Here is a 13,314-nt window from a genome sequence, read left to right on the forward strand (position 1 = left end):
ATTAAAACTATCTATTGCAATGCTTCTATATACTTCCGGGTTCCGTCTGTTAGGATGAGTACCCAGTCATTGCCGTTTGAATGACCACCTTCAGGCTGGAACGTTTCTACTTTTGAACTAAACTCACCGATATAAGATAGCTCTGCATTGCGTGGTGAATACCACCAAGCCTTTTTAGTCTTTCCATGAATCTTGCTGAGGTCTATTTTCATGGGGCGTCCGGTATAGTTGTACACTAACATATAGTCGTTGCCACGTGTTGCAATGAGACGTTCATACTTTGTACCGTTATTGTCGGCTATGCAACTTTGGTCGGCTACTCTTTCAAAGAAGGGAAAAGCAAGTATCAGTTTTTTCAAATATTGCATCTGGTTGAATCCGGGATCTTTCAGGGCTTCATACCATAATTTGGTAGCACCGTAGGCTGGATTAACTCCCGGCTTTAGGAATTGCATGATAGAGCTATGACCGTACGTATGACCGAATGAACCGGCAAAAACCGACCAGTAAGCATATCTGCGTACATCGTTGTCTTTCCAGAAACCTTCCTTAGGGTCGTGAAGTCCTTGGGGAATGGCTTCATAAGACGGTTCTCCATCAATAACCGGACGTAGTGGCTTTTGAGCAAGACTATGTTCCACATATCGCCAGTTGTCTTCTTCTGTGCCTTGTGGTAACAGTGTCTTTTTGTCATCTTTGCTTTGTCCGTAGCGGCGGTGTCCACTTTGGAACATATTGAAATCCAGCCAGGGGGCATCGTTGAACCATTCTGCCGAGAGTGTCCTTCCGAAGGGATGGAAAGTCATGAGATGGTTCTTATCAATGGATTTAATGGTGTTGGCAAGCATGTTCCAGACTTCGGTTTTGATGTTTCCATAGATATCTCCGCCAATCATCCAGATGATGTTGGGGCGATCTTTGTAACGGTTGGCGAGAAAAGTACCATAAGCCTTGGCTTCTTCCACATTCATTTTTCCACTTTTTACCAGCCCGCCCCAGATGCAGACCATGCCGATATAAATCCCTCTGCGGGCGGCGGCATCGATGATAAAATCCATATGATCCCAATATCCATATATACCCGGTCGGTTGATATTGGAGAAATCAAATCCATCCGGCATAGACGATTGTCCATAAAAGTTCATGGCAGGTACTCCGTTGATGGTTTGTACCTGTACTACGTTGAAGCCTGCTTGTTTACATTGTTCAAGATAGTATTCCGCTTCATCCCGGTTCAACCTTTCAGGAAGCAGCCAACCGGTATCTCCGAGCCAGAAGAAGGGAGAGCCATTCGTATGCTGAAGGTAACGGGAGTTGCTGGATATTTGCAAGGCTCCATTTTTCCAAGGGAGGTTGTGTGATTGTGAAAACACCTGATAAAAAAAGCAGGTAAAACATAGATAGAATAGTATTCTCTTCATGCTATTATTTTTTAAAATATGTATTTATTTAAGCAATTCCCAACGCTTGGCCCAGTCTTGCAGAACATCTTTTCTCCATTTGGATACCGTTTTACTTCCCTGCCATTTTCCTTCAAACAGGTTTGCGTCATTTCGGTCTGTATACCAATAATCTCCTAATTTATAGTCATCGGCATCAATCTTTCCGGGCCATGTGTTATTTACTACGAACTCTCCGGTTTGTTCCGGAAATCCCGGAATATCAGAGGTAATCTTGTAGGTTAGGACTGCGGTAGATTTAGGAGCATATCTGGCGGCATATTCACCATTACCCAGATAGAAACCGTCCCAGTCCTGACCATCTGTTGTCATGGTGAAACAGGTTGAGTCAGCGGGGATATTCATTTCCGGTCCCTTTATGCGGAATTCAATGATGGCATATACCGGAACCGTATCTTTCAGGGTAGTACTCCGGTTGAAAATGACTCTTGGGCTATGAGTGAATTTCTCGAAACTCCCTCCCCAGCTTTCTTTCTGAGGATTATTCGGATCACCATCCATCATGTAAAGTAGTGATGGGGTATCTCCCATCTTGACTTTTCCATCGTAATATTTTATATAGTCTTTTCCCAGATATCCGGCTCCACGGATACATTCATCGTAATAGTCTTTGTTGAATTTACCAGGTTGTTTGTCATTGGTTATGAATCCACGATAGGAAGCATTGGCCTCGATGAACCAAAGGTTGGGGAAATTCTCGACAATGTATACATAACTATTGGTACTCCATTTTTTATTCGGTCCGCCAATCCAGTATACTCTTATTTTATTTTGAATGTCCGGAGCATCATGTAGAGCTTGTGCTAAGTCATCGAGTCCGCCCCATACGAGTATCCATAAGGGCCGGGTACTTTCTTTTCTGGCACATTTAATGATCCAATCAGAACCCTCTGTGGCAGTAGTATAACCTTTGAATGGGGCTGCTCCTTGTCTTCCTTGTTTGCAGATGGCGCGTAAGGCATCCGGTGACGGGAAGCCCTTTATGTATTTTTTCAACTTGGGCAGATCTTTTTCGTATAGGTCTATCATGTCCAGAAGATTCTGTTTACTTCCGTGTCCATAGGAGGGAGAAGATACTAATCCTTCTGTTTCGAACATCTCACTGTACATAAGGAAGTGTGCCATTGATTGATTGTCGTCCGGATCTGTGCCACCTATGTCCGTACTGATAAGAATGCGAGGCTTAACCGGAATAGGCTGTTGCCCCATAACAGTTATAGAGGCAGTTAAAATAGAGAAGACTAAAAAGAGTTTCTTCATGATATAGATTCTTTTGATTTTAAATGTTCCGTCAATAGTGGTTTGTACTTATGTGTATGCAAAAATAGAAGTTTATAGCTATAAAGAGGAGGAAATATTGTTCCTTTTGGAGTAAATGATGATAATAATGGTATAGGGGGCGGGGTTAAAATGGTAAAAGAAAAAGAGGATACGCACTTTGTATAGTGACGTACCCTCTTTTACTTTAAGGATTCAAATATTTTAATACCAACGAGGATCACCGAATCCATAACTCTGGAAGAGTTCATCAGTGATAGTGAAATCGGCATTGTCAGGATCGGCAAATGGATTCTTATCAAGAATATTTCCTTCTGTATCGAAACATGTTAAATTGGGCTGAGTATTACCTTCGGCTTGTGAAGTCAAGTTCTTACAGTTATAGTAATAGTTGTTCGAATAGCTGGGTACTCCTACGGAAGTTGAATTGGCAAAACCGCGAGTATTATCGAAGTTGGCTACAACATTATTGGTAAAGGTATTGGTATTGCCGGGGAACCGCAGATAGAAGAAACGGTAATTGGCGTTACCATTACCTACATTGTAGAATGTACATTTGTCGATAGAAGTTATCATACTTGCACTCACCTTGCTTGAAGCATCGTCAGCACGCAGGATATCACGCTTAGCAGAACAGCTATAGAATGTAGAGCTTGAGATGATAAGATTGTTCCAACCACCGCTACGGCTATCGATAAAGTCACCGCCGGAACATTCGATATCATGAATGATGGAGTTTTCTATCTTGATTGTATTGGCTACAGCTGCAACGTTGATGTAGATAAGTCCTTTCACGTAATTTCTTATTTCACTTCCGCTGATGATAAGATCGCCAAATCCTCCGGCTGTTTTGTATTCAATAGCCTGACTTCCATCTGTACCGGTGCCATCCATCACTACCTGATAGAGATAGAGTGAAGAACCGTTGTTGATATGAATACAAGTATTAATCACCGGCAGGTTACCGGAGTTCTGAGCGGCAATGGTCACATTATTGTTGATTTGCAGCTTGGCTGATGTCAATGTATATTCACCGGCTGCAAGGGCAAACTTACTACCTGCCGCTGCGTCCTGAATAGCAGTCACCCAGTCATCTGTCGGAGTGAGTTGGATAGCGTCACGTAAATCCAAATTAGTAGTAAAGGTAGAATAACCACGGGTTTTCTCGCCTAACTTCAACGTGGCTCTATAACTTGTCTCCGGTTCAAGTCCTGTGACGGTAGCAGATCCGGAAGAGATGTCTGTTGCAGTTAGAGTGTAAGTCACCGTCTTAGCTGAAGAATTTGCAGCGCTAGGAGTGCATACGATAGCATCAGCCTGAATGCCCGGCGTCCATGTTACTGTAACGGCTGTGCTTTGGATGTCACCGGCCTTTACTTTGTTCATATTTTGCTCAGGGTTGGTAGTACGCATGATCTCGATCCATTTAGATGTGCGTGATGAGTTGTCTTCATCAATGGCTCTTACACGAATGTAATAGGCTGTCTCACCAATCAGATTAGTCAAAGTAGTCTGAGTGAGAGTGGTAGCATCTGACACATCCGGTGTGCGCTGACCGTAGTCGGGAGTATCGGCATAAGCTTCGATTTCGTAAGAGGAAGCTCCTTTCATTTCATCCCAACTAACAATGATATTTACGTCCTGAGAGACGCGTGCAGTAATATTGGTAGGCGACAATATGCGGTCAAGAACCAAATCATTAAGATCATCCGGATCACTGCATGATGTTACTGTAACACAGCCTATGCAAATGGCAGCTAATGTACAAATTGATAATATATATTTTTTCATCGTTGTTTAATCATTTAGTTAATTAATACCACTCGTAATTTGCAAGATTAGGATTATCGTTCAAATTGACGTTGAAGATTGGCCAATATTGATATTTATCCGGATCGCGCACGTAGAGATAGTCAATAACATCATCTAATGCAGTATCCTTAATCCAGGTTGAGGCTTCGCCACTGCTATTGGTAAATTCGGTATAGCCTTCCGGATCAAGATTCAGTTCACCATAGTTCAAACCATAGAAGTTCAGTTTGGCATTGGGCTCGGTAGTTGCTATGCCGTTACGGGTCCAAGTGTATGCACTCATTTTATAATAGACATGACCTGAGAGCTGGCTATAGGGATGCTTGGAGTCATAGTCTGTCAGATTTACGATAGCGTTCATCTTATCTTTTGTTTCATCCATTTTGCTTTTCAGCATTCCCCAACGGATAAGGTCGGCCTTACGGACCAGTTCTCCTGCAAATTCAAGAGCTCTTTCGTCAACAATGGCTTGGAACATTTTCTCTTTGCTTTGAGATGCCTCCGCAACATAAGCTGTAACTTCTGTAGCGCGGTCGGTAGTAGAAAAGGCGCGGTTACGAATCTTGGTCAGATAAGGAGCGGCAGCAGCAGGACCATTGAGCTCGTTCTCTAATTCAGCACGCATCAATACAATATCGGCATAGCGCATATAGTGCTTGTTGATACCGTCATCGTTTCCGGAAGGAATCATACGGTTTGTCCATTCATAACGTAACTTTCCGAAACTCCAGCTCTTGAAGGACTGAAGAGTTTGTACGCCCTTTGTCCACTGGAATGGGCAACAAGTCACATCACGGCGTAAATCTTTCACTGAATAGTCGAAGTATAGAGTAGGTGTAGGGCCTACCTGGCTACCTTGAAGCATTGTTGTCATATTGTCGGCAGTAGTGTGCTTAATGCCGAAGGTATACATGATACGTCCACGTGCCGGGTTATTGCTGTAACCGATTTCAAACAAAGATTCGCTACCTGCATTGATGATATCACCAGAGATACCATTGTTGTTGAAGATATCTTCGAAGTTTGATTTCAAAGCTACATAATTGCCCTCTTGGTCCATTACATCCTTACATGCCTGTAGTGCGATAGGATAAAGTTTTTCTTTGCTGAGTTCCGGGTCTGTGCTTAGGCGGTTTGCACCGTCAAGACGTTGAGCATAACCTGCTGCTTGCAGACAAACGCGAGCCAGGAAACCTTTTACGAAGACTTTGTTCACGCGTTCCACTGTTTTCGTGGCATCAAGTTCGTTAGGCCATGCACAGAGGTTTTGTGCCTCTTGCAGATCGATAATAAGTTGCTTGTAGATGACATCACGGTCTTCACGTCCTGAATACATATTATCGGCATTCAATGAAGTCAGACGGGCAGGAACATCTCCCCACATATTGATAAGGTCCACGTAGTGCAATGCACGTAGGGTAAGAGCTTCGCCCAGTAGTTGCTTCATATTTGCATCTGTCAGGTCTGCATTTTCCCGAAGACCTTCAATAGCCAGATTGGCGCGTTCGATGGCAGCATATATTTTGGCCCAAAGATCGGTACCTGTAGTAACGTTCATCTGGTCATTTCCGACTCCGGCATTGTATGTTGCCAAATCAGCTTTTCCGTCTGCCTTGTCTGAACCACTGAAGATTTCTATATCCGTATTGTATCCATACCAAATGGCACGTGCACGATAGTTCTGCTCTCCAAATTCTTGATAGATATTAGCTATGGTTCCTTGAGCATATTCATAGTTACTGAAAATGTTCTTGCCATCCAAGGATGAAGGAGAACTTTGATCCAGGAAATCGCTGCATGAAGACAGCCCACCCAGAAGGACGACAGCTGCTAAAGATTTAAATAATATATTTTTCATTTCTTCTTTCGTTTTTAAAAGTTCAAGTTAACACCTATTACAAACTGGCGACTCTTTGGGTATGCAGAGTAGTCTACTCCCGGAGTAAGAGCTGTCTTGTTTCGGGTAGAAACTTCAGGGTCGAAACCTGAATAACCAGTCAGACAGAATACATTGTAGCATGTAGCGTAGAAGCGCAAATTATTAATGCCTACTTTCTTGGTTAAGGCCAATGGTAAAGTATAACCCAGTGTTAATGTTGACAAACGTAAGAAAGAACCATCTTCAATAGCCCAATCGGTCAATACATAACTGGTGTAAGGTGACCACATAGTGGTATTGGCATTTAAAGCAGCTAATTGTGCGGGATCATTTACCAGGTTACCGTTAGCATCGAGGTTTGTCCAGCGTTTACCTTCGCCCATAATATCGAGCATATTACGGTAATAATATTGATAAGACGAAGTATATTCAATCTTGTTGGCATTGTAAACGTCATTACCAATGCTATAAGTGAAGTTTGCACTCAAGTCGAAGCCATATACGCGACCTGAAAGGCTGAAACCACCACTGGCTTTGGGGTTGGTGTTACCAATAACAGTACGGTCTTTTGCATCAATAACATTATCGTCATTCATGTTTTTCAGTTTCAGAGCACCTGGGCGAAGATAGCTGGTACCTATCACACTTGAATTATTAACCACACCTTCTTTCAATACCCATTTTTCACCGGCGGCGTAGTAATCCTCAAAGTCGCTTACTTCATAACGACCATCGCTTATATAACCATAAATTTCGCCAACCGAATGACCGGGCTTAACAATGTAGTCATCTTGAATTTGGGTTGAAGCCCATCCCGAAGATGCTGAGTACTGTGTCAATGAGCCAAGGCTCTTTACTTTATTCTTATTGAAACCCACATTACCGCTGAATGTCAATCCATAATTTTTCGTGTTGATAGCGTTCCAAGTGAGAGAGACCTCGAAACCTTTGTTTTCTGTTTCACCGAGGTTGCGGTATTGATAGTCATAACCGGAACCGGAAACTGGGAATGCGATGAGCAAATCCTTAGTGGTGTTCCAATAGTATTCGAAACTACCGGTCAGTTTGCCGCCGAACAGAGTGTAATCCAGACCCATATTACGGGTAATGGTTGTTTCCCATTTTAAGTCGGGATTAGATGCGTAAGATCCGCTTTGGCCTGAAGCAATGCCGCTAGTCCAATAAGAGGGAAATTGATTAAGCCAGGTAGTGGAACTAGAAGACCATACCGGAGAAGTCTGGTCAGAGGGGATATTGTTATTACCCGCAGTACCATAGGAGAAACGTAACTTTAAATCGTCAAGCCAATTATGAGTCTTCTCCATGAAGCTTTCAGAAGAGATACGCCATGCTACGGCAGCTGATGGGAAGTAACCCCAGCGATTGTCTTTAGAGAACTTGGAAGAACCGTCGGCACGGAAAGTGGCGCTAACCAGATACTTGCTTTGGTAATCATAGTTCACACGACCAAAAAATGAAAGCAGGTTATCGTCGGCATTAGTGTATTTGTTTACGCTATAAGGAGTACCCTGCGAAGACAAAGCCCAAGCTTGAGCGGCAGTAAAACTGATAGGAAAGAAGCTCAAACGGTCATCGTTCAATGAACTTTTCTTGTTAAGGGTTTCTTCACCGACCAATACGTTCAGACTGTGGTCCTTATTCTTGATGATATTTTTAAAATCATAGTTCACCGTATTGGTGTTACGGAAAGTTTTACGTTGGGTATCGGCAAAGTAAGCCATTGGATGAACGCCTTCTGTATCTACACTGTTAGTGCGTGCATTATAGGTAGAAGTTCCATAATATTTTTTATCAGTATTGTAATACCAGTCTAAACCGAATTCACTTTTGAACTTGAAATTCTTGAAGACTTCCCATGAGAAGCTTCCATTCATGTTGAAAGTCTGACGATTTTGTTTGCGGTCAGTATCATATACAGATGTAATCGGATTCGTCAACTGAAAGTCAGGGTCATAACTGTCACTCAAGTCGGGGAAGTTAAACATAGGGTAAATCATTACATTCTTCATGCGGGAGTCAGCTGAAGATACCTCAGACTTGCTTTCGTTGGCACCGGCACCGTTTACAGTGGTATTTGCATAACGCATCGAAAAGTCAAGGCTAACTTTATCATTCACTTTATGATTGAGTTTTAAACTCAAGTTGTCACGTCGGAAAGAAGAACCCAACATGATGGCTTTATCATTCATGTGAGCATAACCCATGTTGAACTTTGTCTTATCTGAACCACCACTAATTGTCAGGTTATGGTTGAAAGTGTTTCCTGTACGTCCGAACACTTGATCCTGCCAGTCATTGGTAGGAGCATTTTCATAAAGATCCGCATCTTGCCAATTACCGAAGAGGCTGGTGAATTTGCTTTCGTTATCTCTTAACAACGCATATTCACGCTGCCATTTCACATAATCGGTTGCGCTCAGTGTATTCAAAGTCTTGGCCATCTTTTTCCAGGAATAGTAGGCGTTATAAGATACGCTTAACTTGCCTTCTTTTCCACTTTTAGTAGTTACCAGGATTACACCATTTGCACCACGAGAACCGTAGATAGCTGTAGAAGAGGCATCTTTTAGTACAGTCATATCTTCAATGTCAGAAGCAGGAATATCACTGATAGACTCTACCGGGAAGCCGTCTACGATGAATAAAGGAGTATTATCACCTGTAATGGAGCCACCACCACGCACACGAATTTTCATTTCTGCATCGGGTGAACCTTCAGTTGTAGTAATCTGTACACCGGCCATTTTACCTTGCAGTGCTTCTGTTGCAGAGGCTACCGGGACAGCTGCCAGCACCTCAGAATTGACTGTTGCCACAGAGCCTGTCAGGTCTTTACGTTTCACGGAACCGTAACCGATAACCACAACCTCTTCCAAAGCCTGTGCATCGTCTTCCATAACTACTTCAACTTTTGTTTTGCCTTTCAGGGGTATTTCCTGAGAAGTCATACCCACATAAGAGAATACCAATGTGGAATTGGCGGGAACACTAAGGGAGAAATTACCATCAATATCGGTAATAGTACCGTTGCTGGTATTCCCTTTCTGTACTACGGAAGCACCGATAACGGTTTCTCCCGTCTTGTCTGTCACAGTACCTGTTACGGTTACATTTTGCGCTGATACGCTAAGCGATATCACGGCTACTAAACAGAATAGTAGCGCGGCGCGCATGTTTTTCATTTTGTTAGACATTCTTTGCATGTTATTAATTAAGTATGATTTTTTTTCGTTATGTGTGTTCGGGCACACTGTTAATTCGTTGCTGCAAATGTATAGGGATGTGAAAATATATATGTGTAATATCTGTTTTTAGGGTGGTATTTTTTGTTATTTACTGTCTATAATGTTTTTGTGAGTTATCTAAATGATGTTATATAACAGAAAAGAGGGGAGTTTATTGCTCCCCTCTTGACGTTTTAACATAGTGACGACTGACTTTTGCCGGTATCCCTATAGTTTTGGTTACTATTTATTCTTATTGATTTCTTGCGGTCAGAATGTATTCGTTTCCTGCATTTGTTTCGATATCATACACATAAGTCTGTGCATATTCCGGTATGCAAACCGGTGCATTGGCAGCAATCAGTGGTTTGCGGATGCTCTGTGATTGTAATAGCGGGTTGTCAGATACCTCTTGGACACTTGGAGTCAATTTTTCCCCATTCAGATACAAAGGAGTCTGGGTCCGTATGCGGAGTGTACCGCCAATATTGGAAGTGATAACGGCTGTTTGTAATTCTCCGTTTTCCCACTTCATCTCTTTCACTGTAAAGCCGCCACGGCAACGGATACCTTTCAATGTTCCCTGTTTCCATACGTCGGGCAATGCCGGAAGAAGATGGATAGCTCCGTCATGGCTCTGAACGAACATTTCGGCAATACCGGCAGAACAGCCAAAGTTACCGTCAATCTGGAAAGGCGGGTGTGCATCGAACAGGTTCGGATAAGTACCACCGTTTTGTCCCTTTTCATCGGTAGTGGGGTGCAACTGTTCGGTTATCAGTTTATAGGCATGGTTACCATCGAGCAGACGCGCCCACAGGCACACTTTCCAACCCATTGACCAACCGGTAGAGTGATCGCCACGACCTATTAAAGACTTCTTGGCAGCTTCAAACAGGATGGGAGAGTTGTAGGCACTGATTTGACGTCCCGGATACAAACCCCAGAGATGAGAAACATGGCGATGACGGTCTTTGGGATTATCCCAGTCGTGCATCCACTCCTGTAACTGTCCCCAACGGCCTACCTGCATAGGGGCTAAATTGTTAACTACAGTCTGTAAACTGTCGGTGAAAGCGGTGTTTTCGTTCATTAAACCGGCAGCGGCAATCGTATTGTAGAATAAATCGTAAACCATCTGATTGTCCATCGTGGTTCCGGCAACTACAACAAATGTACGTTTGCCATTTACTACGGGACTGTTTTCAGGAGAATAGGAGGGGGCTACTACCAGCCAGTTATTCTCGGGTTCACGTACCAGAAAATCGAGGTAGAATTCGCAGGCACCACGCATCAGGGGGTATACTTCGGCTAGATAGTTTTTGTCGCCGGAGAAGAGGTAACGATCCCACAGATGCTGGCAGAACCAAGCGTTGCAAGTGGGCCATACTCCGTAACTTGGTCCGTCTACGGCACCGGTGCTACGCCAGATATCCGTATTGTGATGCAATGTCCAACCGCGACAACCGTACATGGCGGCACTTTCGCGTCCTTGTATGGCTGCTTCTTTTACTAATTGCAGGAAAGGTTCGTGCATTTCGGGCAGGGAGGTACTTTCGGCAGGCCAGTAGTTCATTTCTACATTGATATCAGTAGTATATTTGCCATCCCAAGGAGCACGTAGCTGGTAGTTCCAGATACCTTGCAGATTGGCGGCTTGCCCGCCGGGCTGTGAACTGCATATCAGCAGGTAGCGTCCGAATTGGAAGTATAAAGCAGCCATTTGCGGATCGAAGCTTGTACTGAACTCTTTGACGCGTACATCTGTCGGCTTGTCGGCTTGAGCATTGCGCCCCAGGTCCAGAGATACTCGGTTGAAGTACTTCTGATATGCATTGATGTGGGCGGCTTTACTCTTCGCATAGTTCTTGTTGACCTGTTTCAGGTATTTCTGTGCAGTGCTGAGTGCATTGCCCGATACATCCTTATAGTTTACGAAGTTGGTGCCAATGGATACGTATAATGTAACGCTATTGGCATTTTTGACTTGCAGGGTGCTGTCTGATGTTGCTTCCAGACTGCCACCACTGTTCTCTATGCGGGTGAGGGCGGTGAATTCCACTTTGCCTTTGATACCTTCGTGGTCGTTAGCTTTTCCGCTCAACTGTAATTCTTTGCGGGAGGAGATGCTGCGTACCACATTACTTTTATAAGGCGTGGTATATTTTGCAGTGAATGAGATGCTCTTCTTTTGTGAAGCTGTCAAGCGGATTACCAGGACCTGATCGGGGAAAGAAGTATAGGCTTCACGGGTATAGGTTACTCCATTGGTGGTGAAGCGAGTGGTAGCTATTGCCTTTGCAATGTCCAGATCACGATAATAATCGTTGTAATTGCTGATTCCATCAAAGTCAAGATGCAGGGAACCTACAGTCTGATAAGGCATCCCGTTGGCGGATGGCGAACAGATGGTGGGGCCGCAAAGCTCTTGTGCCTCTTTATTCTTGCCCTCAAAGATGAGTTGGCGGATCCGTGGCAAAGCGTCTTTGGCTTTGGGATTGGTGTTGTTGTAAGGAGAACCTCCCCATACGGTTTCTTCATTCAATTGGAATTGTTCGTGTACAGGGTCGCCAAAGACCATGGCGCCTATACGTCCGTTGCCCAGTGGCAAAGCTTCTACCCATTGTGTGGCGGGTCCATCGTACCATAATTTGAGAGTTTCATTTTCCAGCTGTGCCTGCAAGCTACTGCTTATGCAGATTGCGGCAAAGCATGTCGATAACCATTTCTTCATCATTGTTTTTCATTTTTTGTATTTCAGTTGCAAGGTTAGGCAGTTTTCGGCACTTTCAGGGGTAATATCTATTTAAAAAGGAGTAAAAATGATGCATACCGTTTGCCTATTTATTGGCAGACCTTGCTGATACGGTGGCAAGATTCAGGCAGTAGAGGCTGAATTTAGTCTTTCAAGACGCTCTCGATAATCTCCTCAGCTTTATCCACAATGTAGTCAGGATGGAAGGTTTCCAGTTCAGCGCGTGGGCGGAATCCCCAGGTCACTCCGCAGGAGGTTATATTTGCATGGATAGCTGTCTGCATGTCTACGCCGGAATCTCCTACATAGAGAACATCTTCTTTGGCTGTCTTTGCTATTTGCAGGATATCGTATACGACGGTGGGATCGGGTTTTACGTTTACCCCTTCACGTTGGCCAAAGACAGCGATGAAACGAATTGTAGGAAAATAGTGGGCAATTAGTTTCTCTGTAGCTGCTTGATATTTGTTGGAAGCGACTGCAAGTTGGACTCCCTTGGTCTGTAGTTCGGTTAGAAGTTCCGTGATGCCGGGGTAGGGGCGGCTTTTGTCTGCATTATGTTGGTCATAATAGGGTACAAATTCTTTTCGTATGCGCAGGACATTTTCTTCCGTCTTTTCTCCTTCGGGCAGAGCACGCTCAAAAAGTTTGTTGATACCATTTCCAACCATGAAGTTGTACTCTTGTTCTTCATGTGTGGGATATCCTAAGGCGGCTAATGCATGATTGGTACTTTGTGCCAGATCGGCAATGGTGTTTAGGAGGGTACCGTCTAAATCAAAAATTACGAGTTTCTTCATTTTTCTTACTTTCTTTTCTTTATGAACGCAAATATAAGGCATTTCGTTCAAACAACCTGTAATGAGTTGATTCATTTCTTTCCGG

The 13,314-nt window shown here is 43.7% G+C and carries 7 protein-coding genes; all 7 read right to left on the reverse strand.

Annotated features, from left to right (window positions below; genetic code table 11):
- Positions 1-11: 11 nt before the first annotated feature.
- The 7 genes from BACCELL_RS13950 to BACCELL_RS13980 all read right to left on the reverse strand — a co-directional run bounded on the left by BACCELL_RS13950 (position 12) and on the right by BACCELL_RS13980 (position 13,229).
- Positions 12-1,421, reverse strand: a complete 1,410-nt coding sequence (locus BACCELL_RS13950) for a glycoside hydrolase family 140 protein (RefSeq protein ID WP_007212487.1) — start codon at positions 1,419-1,421, stop codon at positions 12-14.
- Positions 1,422-1,445: 24 nt separating this feature from the next.
- Positions 1,446-2,720, reverse strand: a complete 1,275-nt coding sequence (locus BACCELL_RS13955) for a nucleoside hydrolase-like domain-containing protein (RefSeq protein WP_007212488.1) — start codon at positions 2,718-2,720, stop codon at positions 1,446-1,448.
- A gap of 222 nt (positions 2,721-2,942) precedes the next feature.
- The gene (locus BACCELL_RS13960; RefSeq protein ID WP_007212489.1) at positions 2,943-4,529 is read right to left on the reverse strand and encodes a DUF4957 domain-containing protein; all 1,587 of its coding nucleotides are present in this window, start codon (positions 4,527-4,529) and stop codon (positions 2,943-2,945) included.
- A 22-nt stretch (positions 4,530-4,551) separates the two neighbouring features.
- Entirely contained in the window at positions 4,552-6,408 is a 1,857-nt protein-coding gene (locus BACCELL_RS13965; RefSeq protein WP_007212490.1) for a RagB/SusD family nutrient uptake outer membrane protein, read from the reverse strand.
- Between the two features lie 14 nt (positions 6,409-6,422).
- Positions 6,423-9,644 (reverse strand): SusC/RagA family TonB-linked outer membrane protein, encoded by a 3,222-nt coding sequence (locus BACCELL_RS13970; RefSeq protein ID WP_022208779.1) that lies wholly within the window; start codon positions 9,642-9,644, stop codon positions 6,423-6,425.
- A 283-nt stretch (positions 9,645-9,927) separates the two neighbouring features.
- Positions 9,928-12,411, reverse strand: a complete 2,484-nt coding sequence (locus tag BACCELL_RS13975) for a glycoside hydrolase family 95 protein (RefSeq protein ID WP_007212492.1) — start codon at positions 12,409-12,411, stop codon at positions 9,928-9,930.
- A gap of 161 nt (positions 12,412-12,572) precedes the next feature.
- Positions 12,573-13,229 (reverse strand): HAD family hydrolase, encoded by a 657-nt coding sequence (locus BACCELL_RS13980; RefSeq protein ID WP_044154019.1) that lies wholly within the window; start codon positions 13,227-13,229, stop codon positions 12,573-12,575.
- Positions 13,230-13,314: the final 85 nt, after the last annotated feature.

Origin of the sequence: Bacteroides cellulosilyticus DSM 14838, assembly GCF_000158035.1 — a bacterium.
In the GTDB taxonomy this organism is placed as follows: domain Bacteria; phylum Bacteroidota; class Bacteroidia; order Bacteroidales; family Bacteroidaceae; genus Bacteroides; species Bacteroides cellulosilyticus.